The following is a 16,457-nucleotide window of genomic DNA, read 5'->3' as shown; positions in this document are numbered from 1 at the left end:
GATTATCCGATGACGGTTGCTACAATTCTTCTTCCTCCGCCCCGGTTGCGGAACTCGCAGAGATAGATGCCTTGCCAGATACCTATGTTCAGACGCCCATTGGTGATGGGGATGGTGAGGCTGGTTCCGCTGAGGGTTGCCTTGGCATGGGCGGGCATATCGTCATCGCCTTCGCATGTATGTTGGTAATAAGGTTCCCGTTCTTTTACGAGGCGGTTGAAGATGGCTTCCATATCTGTCTGTACGTCAGGGTCTGCATTCTCGTTGATGGTGAGGCCTGCGCTTGTATGCTTGATGAACAGATGCAGGATTCCGGCAGACGGAAGCGGTGGAAGGTTGCGTATAATCTCCTCTGTCACCAGGTGAAAGCCACGCCGGCGAGGGGTTAGGGTAAATTCTTTCTGTGCGGTCATAAATCATTGTTTTTCGTTTGTTGTCAGGATGGTCTTGTCCGGCAGGGCAGTTCCACGGTGAATGTGCTTCCCACTCCCATTGTCGAATCTACGGTAATCACTCCATTCATTTTCTCAACGATGGATTTGCAGATGGAGAGTCCTAATCCGGCACCTTGGGCAAAAGAGTCCACCTTTTCAAACCGTTCGAATATCATTCCCAGTTTGTCGGGGGGAATACCGCATCCAGTATCGGAAACACTGATTCTTATTCCGTCTGTGTCCGTTTCGTAGTACACTTCGATATGTCCCTGCACGGTGTTTTTCAGTGCATTCGATATGAAGTTGTTCAGTATCTGTTTGATGCGCATCGGGTCGTGCTCTATCTGGCCGGGGGCTGCCGGATACCTGGCAAAGAGTTTCACTCCTGCCGGAACGTTCCGTTCGTACTCGGTAATACTTTCCTCGATGAGTTCTGCCGGATTGAACCATTCGGAATGGAGCTCTATGTGTCCGGCCTCTATCTTGGAAAGGTCCAGAACGTCGTTGATTAGTTTGAGCAACAGTTGGTTGTTGTGGTTTATCAAAGAGATGTACTGTTCCCTTTCCTGCTCGTTTTCCACGTAGTGCAGCAGGCTGGAGAAACCGATAATCGCATTTAGCGGCGTGCGGATTTCATGGCTCATATTGGCAAGGAAAGCGGATTTCAGCCGGTCTGCCTCTTCGGCCTTTTCCTTGGCTTGTATCAGCATTGCTTCCGTCTTCTTTAATTGGGTGATGTCATAATTGATGCAGATAATCTCTATGATGTTCTGTTCAGGCATGTAGCGTTCTACAATGATGTTGACGTGGGTCCACATGAAAGAACCGTCTTCTTTAAGAACACGTACTTCCCGGCTGAGCTTGTGTGCCAGTCCTCTCTTTACGTTCTGTAGGAAGTCAAGCATGATAGTACGGTCGTCTGGGTGGAGATGATTGTAGGTTCCGATGATTTCGGACAACGGTGTTTCTGTTTTCTCACCCAAGTTCTTGTACCAGCTGCGTTGGGCATAGCCTTGCTCATTAAGAAGGTCATAATTGGCATATCCCACTTTGGCATAGTCATCTATAAGCTCAAAGTGGCTCTCGAACTCTTGTATTTTGTTGTAAGCGACGGTCGTTTCCGTTTTGTCTGCGTTGATTAGCAGATAGTTGGTCAGGTTGTGATTATCGTCGTAAAGGCTTGTGACTTTGGTTACAAGGTCTATGGTGCCCGTCTTCTTCTGTGTCTTGTAGTAATTGTCTATTTTAGAGAAGTCATACCGGAAAGTGAAGTCTGCATTTTCATGTTTTCTTAACTTGCTTTTCATCTCTTCCGGGAAAATCGGATTCTCGAAAATATTAATTCCAAGTAGATCTTCTTTCTGTTTGAGATGGAACATTTCCTGCTCTTTGTCATTCATATCTATCAATATTCCCTCTCGGTTATAGAGCTCAATTCCTACCGGAAGATATTTATAAATATTATGGAGGAGACGGTTACGCTCTTGTAAGGCTTGGGATGCCGATGACATGTCGGGACCGTCTTGTGTTTCGGCAATGCCGTAGACTTTGACATTACCGTTTTCATCGGTTCTCTGCAGGCATATCTTGCTTCTTATCCACGTTGGACCCTCTACTGTGTTGAGCAGATATACAGTCTCTTGTGTCTGCCGGATATTGTCGAAGGAATGTGTGGTAGTATGCCGTTGTTCCTCTTTCAGGATACGTTTGTTGAAATCTTTAAAGCTGATGGTTCCATCCTCATCCAGTCCCAGCAACCGGGAGATATATTCGGAGCAAATGTAGCTTTCGGTCTTTAAATCAGCTTCCCACCATCCCATATTGGCATTGGTCATCATTGCTGACAGTAAGTCATAATCAAATTTAGAATTCATACCGGAATCTTTAATAGTGATGTTTTTGTTCTGTCACAACAATTAAGATATTGACAAAGATACATTATTTCCAAATTAATCTGTGATGAACGGAAATAAAAATAAGGGTTATATGTGTTTTTGGGAAATGGGAAAAAGGTACCCGAGTTTTTGTACTTGCCGGAATAAGACGTATATTTGTTGCAATTTTTACATTCTAACAAGAAAATGCCATGAAGCGTATTGGACTCTTTGTAATAGTTTTTTTCTGCATATCACTCTTACTCCATGCAAGCGGCCCGCGTGTCTTGTTTATCGGAGATTCTATCACGGACGGTAACTGGGGAAATGCCTGCGGGATGCCCAAACCGACTGCGGAGCGAAGCCTTTGGGATATGAACCATATTTACGGTAGCGGCTATATGTATTTGTGTGCAAGTCATTATCAAGGAGATTTTCCGGAAAAGGAATATGCTTTTTTTAACCGTGGCATCAGTGGAAACACTCTCCGGGATTTGGAGAAACGCTGGGAAGAGGATGTCATTGGAATGAAACCGGATGTGCTTTCCGTCTTGGTGGGGACAAACGATGTACATTACTATCTACAGGGTGACAAAAAAGAGCCTTTTGATTTTGAAGGATGGGAGAAGTGTTACCGTTCCTTGCTTGACCGTTCTTTGCAGGCCAATCCGGAATTGAAGATAGTGCTGGGCACTCCTTTTGTTGCCAATGTCGGCAATATGCGTAAGAGTGAGGACTTTGCAGAACGTGATAGTCTGGTGCGTCGCTGTGCCGCCATCGTAGAGAGGATAGCGAAGGACTATCAGACGGTATTTCTTCCTTATAATGCGATGTTCGATGAAATTCTCGGCACTGCTCCGGCTTCTCAAGACACCTATTGGATTTGGGACGGTATCCACCCCACTCCTGCAGGGCATAAACGAATGGCGGATATGTGGATAAAGCGTGTGAATTTATAATTTATCAATAAAATAGAGAGTAATGGAAAAAGTGATTATCAACTCGTACGAGGATTTTGAAAAGCTGGTAGGCCAGCAAATCGGTGTTTCGGAATATGTAGAGCTCCCTCAGGAGCGTATCAATCTGTTTGCTGATGCGACATTGGACCATCAGTGGATACACGTCGATACGGAACGCGCCAAAGTGGAAAGCCCTTTTAAGAGCACTATTGCACATGGGTATCTCACCTTGTCCATGTTGCCATATCTGTGGAACCAGATTATTGAAGTGAACAACCTGAAGATGATGATTAATTATGGTATGGACAAGATGAAGTTCGGTCAGGCGGTATTGTCCGGACAGAGCATCCGACTGGTTGCCCATTTACAATCTCTGTCGAATCTGCGCGGCGTAGCAAAGGCAGAAATAAAGTTTGCCATCGAAATACAAGGTGAAAAGAAGAAGGCATTGGAAGGGGTGGCTATATTTTTGTATTATTTCAATTGATTATGCGTAAGATGGTATGCCCCCAATGCAAGGTGGGGGCATTTTTTGTGATGAACGGACAAGGTGAGCGCCTGCCGGTCTACATCTCTGACAAAGGTGAGATTGTACCTAAGGACGGCACCTCCTCGTTGGAGGGATACGACCAGGATACGGTTTATTGTTTGTGCTGTTCCTGGCGCGGGACTCCGAAACGTTTGGTGAAATACTGATGGACATACTCCTGCCACAAATGGCGGAGTGCCGCCACGGGATGGTACAACAGCATCCGTGGTCCGGCATACCGCATGACTTCACGCATCCGTTCTTTCATTTCGGGCTTGTAGCAGTGAATGCTGCATTGCCTGCAGGTGGATTTATTCTCACCGAAAGGACAGCGTGAAAGACGAATGCGGGCATATCCCAGCAATTCCTCGCATCGGGGACACAATTGCTTGTTACCTTCCTTTTTCCGGCAGTAGAGGCGGACCATCCGTTCTACTGTCTGTTTTTCCTGCTCGATACGGGATGGCATGTTTATTGTTTGGACTGCCAGCGTTTCAAGGTCGGGAAGAATTCTTTCATACCGGCAATGGCTTCCTCTTTAGTGAAATTCATTCCGGAATCCTTGTTGAATTCGTCGGTGAACTGTGCACAATGTTCTATCATTTCGTCCATAGTGCAGTCTTGTGCAAAATTGCCGTGCTGGTAGCAATAGGTGCAATATTCCTCGTTGAGGCTACCGTCGGCATTGGTTCCGAGTACTTCTGCAGATGACAAGGGCATTCCGCAGCTTTGGCAAAGTTTAGCTTCCATAATGTGTGGAGTTAAGTGATATGCAAATATAGAATATTATTTTGGTTGAAGCGTCCTTTTCAGATAAATCATGTCTTTCAGTTGCTTGCCTCCTTCAAATATGGGGTGGTCGTAATTATCGATAAAGAAATCGGGTACCCGGTGTGAGTATGCAAATCCGCAGCTTTCATAGAAGGGGATGGTTAGCGGACTGTCTCCAGTGCCGACAAGCATAGTATGGCACCGGTCTTTATAATGTTCAAGAACGAATGCTATCAGTTGTCTTCCATATCCCTGGCGCTGGTATTCCGGATAGACAGCTATGCTCTTTATTTCGTAGATTCCTTTATCCTCGCAGGTGATTACACAAGACGCTTTGACTGTATCATTATCGGATAGGATGAACATCTCTCCCCGTTCCAGATAACGGTCAATCATGGACTCTTGTTCGTCGGCAAGCAGCAGCAGGTCAAGATATTGCTTTTTGTTGCCGGATATGGGATGTATTCTTATCATATTTCTGAATTTCTGGTGTGAAGTTAGTCATTTTCTATTGAATTACAATGGATATCTCTTTTTAACTGTTGAATGGTTGAGAGTTGCCGGTGAACAAAATCTGCCATACGCCGTTCTTCTCATAACATGATAATCTGATGAAGTTATGAGTAAGTTGAAATTCTCTTTTCTGGTTTTGATGCTGATGGTATCAGTCTCGGCTTCTGCCGATTGGGCACCTGCTGATGTACAGGCTGCACTGAAGAAAATGTATCCTACGGTAGATGATGTTGCCTGGTCACATGATGAATCTTATTATGTGGCAGATTTCCTGATGAACGGTTTTGATACGAAAGTCTGGTTTGACGGGCAGGCGCAATGGGTAATGCAACAGACGGACTGGGAGACAATGGACGAAGTGCCCCCTGCCGTTTACAATGCTTTTGCCGCCAGTGAATATTCCGGAGGGATGGTGCAGAATGTCACTTGGGTACAGTTTCCCAAATGGCAGTCCATCGTGGCGGTAGAGGTAGGGATGGCAAATCTCCAGACGAAATATCAGATATTGTTTACCCCGACGGGCGAAATCATCCGTGCCCGTAATGTCACCTATACATACAATCCGCTCGGCGCAGCCACTTTCTTGTAACGTCTGTTCGCATACCTGCTGAATTTATCATATCTTTGCCTTCCCAAACCAGACTTTTATGGACAAAGACACTTTTCAGCAGGAGGTTTATAATGTAGTGGCCGCAATCCCTCCGGGGCGGGTGGTGACGTACGGACAGATAGCCTATCTTGTCGGAAGACCTCAATGTTCGCGCATGGTGGGACATGCTATGCACGATGTGCCCGACGGCATGTGTTTGCCCTGCCATCGGGTAGTGAACAGCCAGGGCAGGCTGGCACCGTGCTGGGCGGAACAGCGGGCTTTGCTGGAGGCAGAGGGCGTGACGTTCAGAAAGAATGGGTGTGTGGACATGAAAAAATGCCAGTGGGAATTCATGAAAGAGCAAATACAATAAGATTATGAAATTTATAGGTGCACATGTATCGGCCAGTGGGGGAGTGGAAGCGGCTCCCGTCAATGCCAGTGAGATAGGGGCAAATGCTTTTGCCTTGTTTACCAAGAACCAGCGTCAGTGGGTGGCAAGGCCGCTGACGGAGGAGAGTATCAGGGTGTTTAAGGAAAATTGCGGGAAGCTTGGCTTCGATTCCCGCTATATCCTGCCTCACGACAGTTATCTGATAAATTTAGGGCATCCCGAAGAAGAAGGGTTACAGAAAAGCCGTGCCGCTTTTCTGGATGAGATGCAGCGCTGCGAACAATTAGGGCTGAAGTTACTGAATTTTCATCCGGGCAGCCATTTGAATAAGATTTCCGTGGAAGAGTGTCTGGACAAGGTCGCTGAATCCATTAATCTTATATTGGGCAAGACGCACGATGTGGTGGCTGTCATAGAGAACACAGCCGGGCAGGGTAGCAATGTGGGAAACGAGTTCTGGCAGCTGGGACATATCATTGACCGGGTGGATGACAAGTCTCGCGTTGGAGTTTGCCTTGATACCTGCCACACGTATACAGCAGGCTATGATATAGTGAATGAGTATGACAAGGTGTTTGAGGAGTTTGACACAGCGGTAGGTTTCGGCTATCTGCGCGGTATACACCTGAATGACTCCAAGAAAGCACTCGGCTCCAGAGTAGACCGTCACGACAGCATCGGCAAGGGGCTGATAGGTATGGATTTCTTCCGGCGCTTTATGCAAGATGTGCGTTTTGACGGTATACCTATTATTTTGGAGACGCCCGATGAATCGCTTTGGGCAGAGGAGATAAAACTGTTGAGAAGCTTTGTCTCCTCTGATTGAGAGACTATGCCCTGAATACACATTCTATACGGTTACCGTCCGGGTCGAGGACGACACTTTCAAAATATCCGTCGCCGGAGGTACGGGGCTCTCCTGCGATGGTATATCCCGCTGTATGTAGCCGTTCTGTCTGTCGGAGGACAGCTTCCTGGCTGTCGAAGGCAAAGGCAAAGTGGGTCAGTCCCAGTCTGTTTTCCTCAATAGGGGTATTCTGTCTGTCCGTACGGCTCATCAGTTCCAAATCCGTTCCTTCATCGAAGTGAAGGAAATAAGATTCGAATCCTTTTTGGGGGTTGATGTACTTTTCATTGCTGCTCCCGTTGAAGTAACGTGTGTAGAACTCTTTCATCTCTTCCAGTCGGAAGGTCCAGATGGCGATGTGATGTATCTTCATAAGTTTGCTAAATTATAATCTGTGTTCAATCTGAGTAATCTGTGGTGGGGTTGGTAATTGCAGGTGCAGAATAGGGAAAGGCTTTCCCGTCGGGTCGGTTTCGTCCCAGCCGGCCACTTGGAATCCCATATGTTGGTAAAATCGGCAAGCTTGTCCGTTCTGCTCGTTTACATCCACTTTGTGGATGTGTTTTTGGTGGACGGCGTACTCCATGAGCCGTTTTCCGTATCCCTTACCTTGTTGGTCAGGACGGACAAACAACATCTCGATGAGTTCATCGCTCAGTCCCATAAAGGCGGCAATTTCTTCTTTTTCGTTGCGGATGATGTAAAGCTCTACGGCAAGAAAGTACTGCTCTCTTATCAGCGGTTTGTAAAACTGTATATCCTTTTCTGCCAGGAAGTGGTGTGTGCTGCGGACAGAGGCTTCCCAGACGGTCAACAGTTCGTCATAATCTTGTGGGGTAGGTCGGAGTATCATCATTTATTGCATTACTTTGCTGGTTATTAATCAGTAGACAGTCAGAATTCGGCTTCTTTGGTAATCCTTACGGTTTCTCCCGTTATAGGGTGGGTAAATTCTAAGTATTCGGCATGCAGATAAAGCCGGTCTGCTTTCTCCCCGTAAAGTTCATCACCGATGATGGGGCAGTGCAAGCCAAGCGGGTGTGCTGCATGTATACGTAGCTGATGGGTTCTTCCCGTGCGCGGATAGAAAACGATACGGGTCCGTTTCCCGTCCAGACGTTCCAGAACTTGATAATCGGTGATGGCGGGCTTCCCGTGTTCGGTGTGTACCATTTGCCGTGGGCGGTCAAGTGGATTCAGGCAAAGCGGGAGGTCGACCGTACCTTTGTCCTTTGGGACAATACCCTCGAGCAATGCGACATAACGTTTCCTGACCAGGCGGTTCTTGAACTGGGCCTGCAGGTTCTGGTGTACACGCTTGGTCTTGGCAATGAGCATTAAACCGGAAGTGGCCATGTCGAGACGATGTACCGTCAGGGGACTGTCAGCTTCGGGATATTGCTCACGCATCAGGCTATAGACGGAGACTGCATCTTCCTTGCCGGGAACAGACAGCATTCCTGCCGGTTTGTTGATGACCGAAAGCCATGGGTCCTCATAAACAATCTCCAGATTCTTGGAGGGTACCTGCATTCTTTTCAACATGGGGTTTTCCTCTACTTGTAGACCTTGCAGCATGTGTTGCAGTATAGGTTCGCACTTTCCTTTGCAAGCCGGATAATAGTGGCCGTGATGGCGTATCTCTGTCTTGGGGGAATCACCCCACCAGAATTCGGCCATGGCAATAGGTTTCCATCCGTGCAGATAAGCTTGTTGCAGCAGTTTGGGGGCCGCACATTCACCCGCACCGGCAGGAGGTGTCTTGTGCACGGTCTGCCCGAATATCTCACAGAGATTCTTGACTTCTCCCCGGTAATTCAGCATCCCGAACTGTTCGAATAGCTTTTGCTGCAATGCTGCAGAGCGGGTTTTACGTTCAGACTTCAATGCTGAAATCCGTCTTTCCCAGTCTTCTGTCTGCGTTTGCAGTGTGGTAATCCTTGCTTTCCATGAACGTTCCAGGCGTTTATATTCTGCCTTTTGGAACTGGCTTTCCCGTATCAGTTCGGCTTCTTCCTGCGCATTGAGTTCTTTTTCTTTTCTGCGCTGTTCTCTGGCTGTTTTGGCTTCTTTCAACTGTGCTTTGGCTGTTGCCAGTATGTTTTCTGCTGACTGAATGGTCCGGGCAAGCTCTGCTGATAAGGCGGCATATGCTTTGTCATTTTCCAGTTGCCGGATGTTGCGGTTGATGGAAGAGATGTTCTCTTCTTCTATCTTGAAAAAGCCTTGTGGCTGTAGCAAGTCATATACGGGAGGAACAAAAAAGGGATGTAGGTTCTTTCCGGCCAATATGCCTGAGAATGCAGCTAAATATCCGGTTTCTCCATGCTCGGTTTGTACAATCAGTACCCCGAACATTTTGCCTTGGCGCAGTTCGTCCTTCCATGCAGTTTGTCGGGTAAGATAGCTTTGTACTTCTTTGGCTGCCAATATACATAATGGGTGCGGAGTATAGCAGAAAGGATAGGTGAACCTTTCCGGAAGCGGAATGTCGGTTATGGAAGTAGTAAAACGGTGCAACATGATGTTGCAAAGATACTATATTTCTCTCATAACAGACCGTTTGTACTGCAAATCTTTATTTCGTTGTATATAGGTTGTAGCGCTTATGAAGAAAAAAACATCTTTGGGAAAGTTTTACTTATTCTCCGTTTATACAAATATGTATATATGTGTGAATTAACTTTGTTTTTGATAAATTGGCAACTCTGTTATCCTTAAAAAATGACTATTAATCTGTCTCGGATATTTTCTTCTTCCATAGACTTCTTTTTGTATACTTTAGATGTTATGCTGTCGTATGAATACGGATGAAGAGCTTTTGCCTTAGTGATACTTGTAAAATAAATTAAGTTATTGCCTTTTTTGTTTTATTGGGGAATGGTTGTTTTTTAAACTTCCTGGATATATAAAAGAAACTTATTTCTCTTTAAAAAGTTGTATATTAGCGCCTTAAAGTTTTTCAAAAGATTATATGGGCAAAAACAAAGAGAAATTAAACATATTCTTGCTTCATTTTTTAGAACGGTTGAATAGCAATGAACCCAATGAAAGGAAAGTTATTGAATCGTTGACCGATTTCTGCAACTACTATGACTTTACGAAAGGGTTTATCTATCAGACTGACGGATTCCGTTATTTCTTATTGAAAGAAACGATTGGAAATGAAGGTGGGACTATGAAACCCCGTTTCGATATGGGAGAGTTGAAAAAAGGAGCATGTCGATGCTATGAAAGCTCGGGATAAACCTTTCTATGGAAACAGAAATGCGGATGCTTCATGGGACGATATTGACATTCTTGATTTCTACGGTGAGGATTCTTTGTTAATCAGGCATTTTGAAGATACTGAGGGTAAAATCATCGGATTCATAGGTTTTGCAGGCAGGGAGGAAGAGACCTATCTCACGGAAGAGGAGTTGCAAATCATTCATCTCTTGCTGGGCTCGTTCTCTAAGGAAATTACGGTCAGGGAATATAAGGAAAGGGAAGTGAGGGCCAGCAATACATTAGGCAGTATCATGAATAATATGGGCGTTGATATTTACGTCAACTCTTTCGATTCCCACGATATGTTGTATGCCAATAGGTCTATGGTGGAACCATATGGCGGTATCGAGCATTTCTGGGGGAAAAAATGCTGGGAGGCCCTCTACTCGGACAAGACGGGGGAGTGTGAGTTCTGCCCAAAGAGGCATTTGATAGATGAAAACGGACACCCCACCAAAGTCTATTCGTGGGATTATCAACGGCCATTTGACAAGTGTTGGTTTCGCGTGTTCAGTGCAGCCTTTGCTTGGGTGGACGGGCAGATGGCGCATGTCATTACCAGTGTGGATATCGATCATCAGAAAAAGATAGAGGAGGAATTGCGGGTCGCCAAGGATAAGGCAGAACATCTGGACCGCTTGAAGTCTGCTTTCCTGGCCAATATGAGTCATGAAATCCGTACTCCGCTCAATTCCATTGTCGGTTTTGCAAGCATCATTGCCGAACTGGACGATAGGGAAGAACGCCAGGAATACCTTGCCATCATGCAGGAGAATACGGAACTGCTCTTGCAACTGATATCCGACATTCTGGATTTGGCAAAGATAGAAGCGGGAACACTTGATTATAATATGGGGTATGTGGATGTCAGTGACTTCTGTAAGGACGTGATGCGCAACTATGATATAAAGGAAGACAAGGCTGTACCGGTTCTGTTGGCTCCCGACTTGCCCGATTACCGTATCTATACCGACAAGAAACGTCTGATGCAGGTGGTCACCAATTTTATAAACAACGCTTTGAAGTTCACCAGTGAAGGGCAGATCCTTTTGGAATATCATCCGGTGGAAGGTACCGGTCAGATAGAGTTTTCTGTGACGGACACCGGTATGGGTATTGCTCCGGATGCCGTGGCTACTGTGTTCGACCGCTTTGTAAAGCTTAATACCTTTGCGAAGGGCACGGGTTTAGGCTTGTCCATCTGTAAAAGTATCATTGAGCATCTTGGCGGGACTATCGGTACTGAGTCGGAATTGGGAGTCGGCAGCCGTTTTTGGTTCAGGCATCCGTGTGCCGAATGATTTTATTTGCCTATATTTGTGCGAACTTCAATATTTATGGATAAAAAACTCTGTACCGATGAAAAACAAGACATGGACGTGCCTGGTTGTTGTGTCAGCAGCATTGCTGATGGCGGGTTGCGGCAGCAGGACAAAGAAACAAACAAATGAAGATGTAAGTATGGATAGTGTCGGTGTAACATGCAGTGGCGTAAAGACCTTGCAACTGGAGGGAGTGCAGGCCACTTGGATTCAGGATAATGCTGGTGAGCATTTGATGCCGAGAACGATTTTCCCGGATGCAAGCGATGAATTGATGGAAAGTTTGTCGCTTCAAGGCGGTATTCCTTCTTCCATGAGCACCTTCCTGGTAGATACGAATGGTATCCGTATCCTTTTTGATACGGGAATGGGAGCTCCCGGCAGTCGTCTGTTGCCCGGATTACAATCTTTGGGTATCTCTCCGGCAGATATTGGATATCTGTATCTTACCCATTTCCATGGCGACCATATCGGTGGAATGATGAAGGGAGACAGTGTAGTCTTCCCGAATGCCGAAGTGTACGCATCAAAAGTGGAATATGATGCCTGGATGGCAATGCCTGCCGAAAGGAAGGCGCAGGTCGTAAAGACGATGGATGCCTATAAGGAACGGCTGCATCTGTTTGAGTTTGGCGATACCTTGCCGGGTAATGTGGTTGCCATGGAGGCAGTCGGTCATACTCCCGGTCATACGGTTTTCCAGAGTGGCAAGTTACTGGTGATTGGTGACCTCATCCATGGTGCGGCCCTTCAGTTGGAGCATCCGGAATACTGCGCTTCCTATGATATGGATAAGGAAGCTGCCGTGAAAGCACGCAAGTATTTCCTCCAATATGCCAAGGACAACCAATTGACGATGGCAGGTATGCATCTTCCTGCTCCGGCCTTCAAATAGAATGGGAGAGTGTCAAAAGTATATGAGTACTTTCATTATGCTATATTTAGGCGCGGATAGTTCTGAGCCCCTCGTTATTCCTTTTTACTTTTAGAAGCGGCAGTCTTGTTCGATGTATGTCATATATTCGTCGTAACTGATGTGCCTGCCTCCCATTGTTTTGAGGTGAGGGGTTTCGAACTGGCAATCTATCATGACGCCTCCATGTTCCCTGAAGAATTGGGCCAGATGGATGAGGGCCAGCTTCGAGGCGCTGGGAACAAGTGAGAACATGCTCTCTCCAAAGAAACAACGTCCCAGGGTCACTCCGTACAGCCCACCTACCAATTGCTCTTCTTCCCATACTTCCACGCTGGCGGCGAATCCTTGTTCGTGCAGGTGCGTATAGGCTTCCATCATCTTCGTTCCGAGCCAGGCTCCTTCTTGTTCCATCCGCAATTCTCCGCAGGTTTGTATGATGTCTTGGAAAGCTTCGTTGAAGGTGATTTCGTACTTTCCTTTGTTGATGAGCGTACGCATGGAGTGGGAGATATGGATTTCGTCCGGAAAGATGACGAAACGGTCCATCGGGCACCACCATTGTATCAGTTCTTCCCGAAATGCGTACCAGGGGAAGATGCCGTTGGAGTACGCCAGGATGAGGCGGTCAATGGATAGGTCACCGCCCACAGCGAGCAACCCGTCGGGGTCGCCGTAGTGAGGGTCGGGGAAAGCAAGTTTATCCGTCAGTTGAAAGACCATATCGTTATTCGGTTGCGGGTTGTAGTTTCAATGCTCCGTTTTCCACTTGCACGCGGACTTTTCCTCCTGCCTTCAATGTACCGAACAGAATTTCGCGCATCAGCAAGGGTTTCAAGTGGGCGGCTATCACGCGGTCCATCTCCCGGGCGCCGTATTCGGGAATAAAACCCCGTTGGAGCAGCCATTCGTGTGCTTCCTGGCTCAATACCATTTCCACCTGGCGGGAAGACAGCTTGCTGCCTAGTTCTCCGAGTTTCTTGTCGAGGATAAGTGATGCCATCGGGCGGTCCATGTCATGGAAGACCACCGTGGCAGAGAGGCGGTTGATGAATTCGGGCTTAAAGGTTTTCTTGACTTGTTTCAGCATGGCTTCTCCGGCGGTGACCTGACTGTTGAAGCCGATGGACGCTTGGCGGGCATATTGTGCTCCGGCATTGGAGGTCATGATGAGGACCACGTGTCGGCAGTCGGCTTTCCGTCCTTTGTTGTCAGTCAGTACGGCATAATCCATTACTTGCAGCAGGATGTTGAATACGTCGGGATGGGCTTTTTCTATCTCATCGAGCAGTAGCACGCAGTTTGGGGTCTTGCGTATGGCGTCGGTCAGCAGGCCGCCGTCCTCGTAACCCACGTAGCCGGCAGGCGAGCCAATCAGTTTGGCTACGGTATGCTTTTCGATATATTCGCTCATGTCAAAACGTTGCAGGGCGATGCCCAGCTCGGCGGCGAGCACTTTGGCAACTTCGGTCTTTCCTACTCCGGTGGGGCCTACAAAGAGCAGGCTTGCCAGCGGTTTGTTTTCGTCCAGCAGTCCGGCTTTGGACATTTGCACAGCTTCCACCACCTGACGGACGGCTTCTTCCTGCCCGTAGATGCGGGAGCTGATGCGTTCGTGCAGGCTTTCCAAGGCGGTGGTGTCGTCCTCTTTCATGGCGAGGGCATTGACTTTGCAGGTACGTGCCAGTATGTCGGTTATCAGTGCCTTGTCCACGGTCTGTTCTCCGGAGTCTGTGGGATGTATTTCCCGGTAAGCTCCTGCTTCGTCCACCAGGTCGATGGCTTTGTCGGGCAGGAAACGGTCGCTGATGTAGCGGGCGCTTGCCTTTACGGCGTAGGGGATGACGTCGGGCTCGTAGGTGACGCCGTGGTAGGTTTCGTATTTCTCTTTCAGGCCTTCTACGATATGTATGGCTTCTTCAATGCTCGGTTCCAGTATGTCTATCTGCTGGAAGCGGCGTACCAGTCCCTTGCTGCGTGCGAAGTAGCGGTTGTACTCGTCGTAGGTGGTAGAGCCGATGAAACGTATTGCCCCGGTTTCCAGATAGGGTTTCAGCATGTTGGAGGCATCCATGGAGCCTTCACCCGTGCGTCCGGCGCCTATCAGGTTGTGTATCTCGTCGATGTAGACGATGGCATTTCCCTCACGACCGATGCCTTCCATGATACTTTTCAGCCGCTTCTCGAAATCGCCGCGATATTGTGTGCCTGCCAGTAGACTGCCCAAGTCCAGCTCATAAATGCGGAAGCCGGCAAGCCGTTCGGGGACGTTGCCCGCTTCGATACGGGCGGCAAGCCCATAGGCAAGGGCTGTTTTGCCTACACCGGGTTCGCCCACATGCAACGGGTTGTTCTTTTCTTTGCGGCAGAGCACTTGTATGGTTCGCTCCAACTCCATCTCCCTGCCGATAAGCGGGTTGTGGCCTGCCAGATGGTCGTTGAGGCAGGTCACGTAGTTACGCCACGGTTCTGTTTTCTCTTGTTCATCGGGAGATGGCGTACCGCCTGCTTCTTCTGCCAGCTCCGCTTCTTCGTAGTGGGTGATGAGCAGGCTGAGGAATTCGGGCAGGTCGCCGCCGACTGCTTCCTTCAGGAAATGGCATGCCCAGGAATCTTCCAGTTGCAGCAAGCCTTGTATCAGATGAGGAACATCCAGCTCTTCGGCGCTGGAATACTCTGTCACCGTATAGGCATGTTGCAGGAGTGAGCTGAGCTGGACGGAAAGTCCCAACTCGTATTCCACATTGTCGGGGACAGTGTCCACTTCTTCCGTCAGATAGTTTTCCAGCGAGATGCTGAGCTCCACATAATTGTAGAAGGTATCTTGCAGGGTGTGGATAAAGGGTTCCTGCTCTATAATGGCGCTCAGCAGATGTTCGGGCATGATGAACTCGTGCCGGTAAGACTCGGCCTTTCTTTGTGCGGAAGCGAATGCTTGGTTTACGAATATCGTATTTTTTATATCCATATTGTTTCTTTCTTCTTATTCTTCTTCCTCCGGGGTGACGGTGAGCCGGAGGGGGAAACCTTCATTGCGTGCCATGCGGGTGGCTTTCTGTACTTTGGAGTGGGCGATGTCGTATGAGTAGATGCCCACTACCGCGGAGTTGCTCTTGTGCACCTGCAGCATCAGTGTTTCCGCTTCTGCCGATGATTTGTAAAAGACGGTGGTGAGTACTTTTACCACAAACTCCATGGTGGTGAAGTCATCATTGTAGATGGTGACTTTGAAGCGTCGGGGTTCCCGTAATTCTATGCGTTCTTTTTCTTTGAAAGAAGATTGCTGTTGTTCCATTTCTTTTTAAAAACTACTGTTAAGACATTGTTCTACCGTTGTGTGGGCAACGAAAACTCCTGCCAGTCATATTCGTCCCCATACTCGTCGGCTATGGCTATGCGTATGGTGACGTTACCCGTCTTTATCCGTTCTCCGGCACTGATGTTGGCGGTGTATTTCACACCGTTGTGCGGAGTTATTTGCTCTATCATGACCGACGGTGATATGTAAATGCGCTTCATGCCCGTGGTTTCCGCCACCACCGGCACTACGTTGTAGGCTGTTTTGTTTCCTTCGTTCATGATTTCAAAAATCACTTTACAGTTTTCGCCCGAATTGATGACGTGGTTGCGGCTGTCGTCAATGAAACGTATATTCCGTATCCTCAAGTGGTCGATGGCCGATGCTTGCGGCTGTCTTCCGGATTGCGGGGGATAGGGCTGTGTCCTTTCTATCCGGTAGCTGTACTCCTCCTGCTTTTTGGGGGCTGTGGCTGCATTGGCAATGGCAGCTCCCGCAATGGTTCCTATGATGGTGCCGATGGCGGAACCCCGGTATCCTCCTCGCCAGCCTCCGTTGCTGTCTCCTATCAAGCCGCCGATGGCACCGCCTACATTACTTCCGATGGCAGCTCCTGCGAGCACTGCGTTAGGGTCGCCTACAGCCATCTGGCTTGTGCCGCATCCGCTGAGGATGATGGTTGCTGCCAGGATTCCTATAAAAGACTTTTTCATGTTCATATCCTATAATTATTATGTTGGG

At 47.8% G+C, this 16,457-nt stretch carries 19 protein-coding genes and 1 pseudogene; 8 read left to right on the top strand and 12 right to left on the bottom strand.

What is annotated here, in order from left to right; all coding sequences use genetic code 11:
• Positions 1 to 2 precede the first annotated feature (2 nt).
• Together DWX62_RS17025 and DWX62_RS17020 are read right to left on the bottom strand one after the other, a co-directional pair.
• Positions 3 to 413, bottom strand: a complete 411-nt coding sequence (locus DWX62_RS17025) for a secondary thiamine-phosphate synthase enzyme YjbQ (protein WP_005826454.1) — start codon at positions 411 to 413, stop codon at positions 3 to 5.
• 23 nt (positions 414 to 436) lie between these two features.
• A complete protein-coding gene (locus DWX62_RS17020) occupies positions 437 to 2,308 on the bottom strand; it encodes a PAS domain-containing sensor histidine kinase (protein WP_008663815.1) in 1,872 nt (623 codons plus the stop codon).
• Between the two features lie 212 nt (positions 2,309 to 2,520).
• Here DWX62_RS17020 and DWX62_RS17010 point away from each other — a divergent pair, with 212 nt between their 5' ends.
• Genes DWX62_RS17010 through DWX62_RS17000 form a run of 3 tightly spaced genes read left to right on the top strand, consistent with a single transcriptional unit; the run spans position 2,521 to position 3,963 of the window.
• Positions 2,521 to 3,267, top strand: coding sequence for an SGNH/GDSL hydrolase family protein (locus DWX62_RS17010; RefSeq protein WP_005826460.1), 747 nt, complete (start codon positions 2,521 to 2,523; stop codon positions 3,265 to 3,267).
• Positions 3,268 to 3,289: 22 nt separating this feature from the next.
• Positions 3,290 to 3,754 (top strand): MaoC family dehydratase, encoded by a 465-nt coding sequence (locus DWX62_RS17005; RefSeq protein WP_005826461.1) that lies wholly within the window; start codon positions 3,290 to 3,292, stop codon positions 3,752 to 3,754.
• A 2-nt stretch (positions 3,755 to 3,756) separates the two neighbouring features.
• Positions 3,757 to 3,963 carry a hypothetical protein gene (locus DWX62_RS17000; protein WP_005835857.1) on the top strand — a complete coding sequence of 69 codons (207 nt, stop codon included), beginning with the start codon at positions 3,757 to 3,759 and terminating at the stop codon, positions 3,961 to 3,963.
• Here the strand turns inward: DWX62_RS17000 and DWX62_RS16995 are convergent.
• Genes DWX62_RS16995 through DWX62_RS16985 form a run of 3 tightly spaced genes read right to left on the bottom strand, consistent with a single transcriptional unit; the run spans position 3,909 to position 5,041 of the window.
• On the bottom strand, positions 3,909 to 4,265 hold the full coding sequence (locus DWX62_RS16995; RefSeq protein WP_008663812.1) for a nitrous oxide-stimulated promoter family protein: 357 nt from the start codon (positions 4,263 to 4,265) through the stop codon (positions 3,909 to 3,911). The two genes, DWX62_RS17000 and DWX62_RS16995, sit on opposite strands and share 55 nt — an antisense overlap.
• A gap of 2 nt (positions 4,266 to 4,267) precedes the next feature.
• Positions 4,268 to 4,546, bottom strand: a complete 279-nt coding sequence (locus DWX62_RS16990; RefSeq protein ID WP_005835861.1) for a zinc ribbon domain-containing protein — start codon at positions 4,544 to 4,546, stop codon at positions 4,268 to 4,270.
• Positions 4,547 to 4,582: 36 nt separating this feature from the next.
• Positions 4,583 to 5,041, bottom strand: coding sequence for a GNAT family N-acetyltransferase (locus DWX62_RS16985; protein ID WP_005835863.1), 459 nt, complete (start codon positions 5,039 to 5,041; stop codon positions 4,583 to 4,585).
• A 145-nt stretch (positions 5,042 to 5,186) separates the two neighbouring features.
• Between DWX62_RS16985 and DWX62_RS16975 the strand changes: the two genes are divergently transcribed.
• From DWX62_RS16975 to nfo, 3 genes are read left to right on the top strand one after another with little or no spacing between them, the layout of a single operon-like run.
• Entirely contained in the window at positions 5,187 to 5,669 is a 483-nt protein-coding gene (locus DWX62_RS16975) for a PepSY-like domain-containing protein (protein ID WP_035449484.1), read from the top strand.
• Positions 5,670 to 5,727: 58 nt separating this feature from the next.
• A complete protein-coding gene (locus tag DWX62_RS16970) occupies positions 5,728 to 6,045 on the top strand; it encodes an MGMT family protein (protein WP_005826471.1) in 318 nt (105 codons plus the stop codon).
• Between the two features lie 4 nt (positions 6,046 to 6,049).
• The gene (gene nfo / locus DWX62_RS16965) at positions 6,050 to 6,892 is read left to right on the top strand and encodes a deoxyribonuclease IV (RefSeq protein WP_005835868.1); all 843 of its coding nucleotides are present in this window, start codon (positions 6,050 to 6,052) and stop codon (positions 6,890 to 6,892) included.
• Between the two features lie 4 nt (positions 6,893 to 6,896).
• Here the strand turns inward: nfo and DWX62_RS16960 are convergent, their stop codons facing one another.
• Genes DWX62_RS16960 through DWX62_RS16950 form a run of 3 tightly spaced genes read right to left on the bottom strand, consistent with a single transcriptional unit; the run spans position 6,897 to position 9,436 of the window.
• Entirely contained in the window at positions 6,897 to 7,286 is a 390-nt protein-coding gene (locus DWX62_RS16960) for a VOC family protein (protein ID WP_120173033.1), read from the bottom strand.
• Between the two features lie 12 nt (positions 7,287 to 7,298).
• A complete protein-coding gene (locus tag DWX62_RS16955) occupies positions 7,299 to 7,769 on the bottom strand; it encodes a GNAT family N-acetyltransferase (RefSeq protein WP_035449481.1) in 471 nt (156 codons plus the stop codon).
• A gap of 38 nt (positions 7,770 to 7,807) precedes the next feature.
• A complete protein-coding gene (locus DWX62_RS16950) occupies positions 7,808 to 9,436 on the bottom strand; it encodes an RluA family pseudouridine synthase (RefSeq protein ID WP_165859026.1) in 1,629 nt (542 codons plus the stop codon).
• A gap of 451 nt (positions 9,437 to 9,887) precedes the next feature.
• Between DWX62_RS16950 and DWX62_RS16935 the strand changes: the two are divergent.
• Together DWX62_RS16935 and DWX62_RS16930 are read left to right on the top strand one after the other, a co-directional pair.
• A pseudogene (locus DWX62_RS16935) lies at positions 9,888 to 11,484 on the top strand (HAMP domain-containing sensor histidine kinase).
• A 58-nt stretch (positions 11,485 to 11,542) separates the two neighbouring features.
• A complete protein-coding gene (locus tag DWX62_RS16930; RefSeq protein WP_005826480.1) occupies positions 11,543 to 12,400 on the top strand; it encodes an MBL fold metallo-hydrolase in 858 nt (285 codons plus the stop codon).
• A gap of 90 nt (positions 12,401 to 12,490) precedes the next feature.
• Here the strand turns inward: DWX62_RS16930 and aat are convergent, their stop codons facing one another.
• The 4 genes from aat to DWX62_RS16910 are packed head-to-tail and all read right to left on the bottom strand — an operon-like array spanning position 12,491 to position 16,435.
• Entirely contained in the window at positions 12,491 to 13,141 is a 651-nt protein-coding gene (gene aat, locus DWX62_RS16925; protein ID WP_008663806.1) for a leucyl/phenylalanyl-tRNA--protein transferase, read from the bottom strand.
• A 4-nt stretch (positions 13,142 to 13,145) separates the two neighbouring features.
• Positions 13,146 to 15,386, bottom strand: coding sequence for an AAA family ATPase (locus DWX62_RS16920; protein WP_119979476.1), 2,241 nt, complete (start codon positions 15,384 to 15,386; stop codon positions 13,146 to 13,148).
• A gap of 15 nt (positions 15,387 to 15,401) precedes the next feature.
• Positions 15,402 to 15,713, bottom strand: coding sequence for an ATP-dependent Clp protease adaptor ClpS (locus DWX62_RS16915; protein WP_005826483.1), 312 nt, complete (start codon positions 15,711 to 15,713; stop codon positions 15,402 to 15,404).
• 32 nt (positions 15,714 to 15,745) lie between these two features.
• Positions 15,746 to 16,435: a glycine zipper family protein gene (locus DWX62_RS16910; RefSeq protein WP_117589507.1), complete on the bottom strand. Its 690-nt coding sequence runs from the start codon at positions 16,433 to 16,435 to the stop codon at positions 15,746 to 15,748.
• Positions 16,436 to 16,457 lie beyond the last annotated feature (22 nt).

Origin of the sequence: Bacteroides sp. AF20-13LB, assembly GCF_003603065.1 — a bacterium.
GTDB lineage: Bacteria > Bacteroidota > Bacteroidia > Bacteroidales > Bacteroidaceae > Bacteroides > Bacteroides uniformis.
Note: the sequence above shows the minus strand (reverse complement) of the source record. Positions and strands in the feature narration are given on the sequence as shown.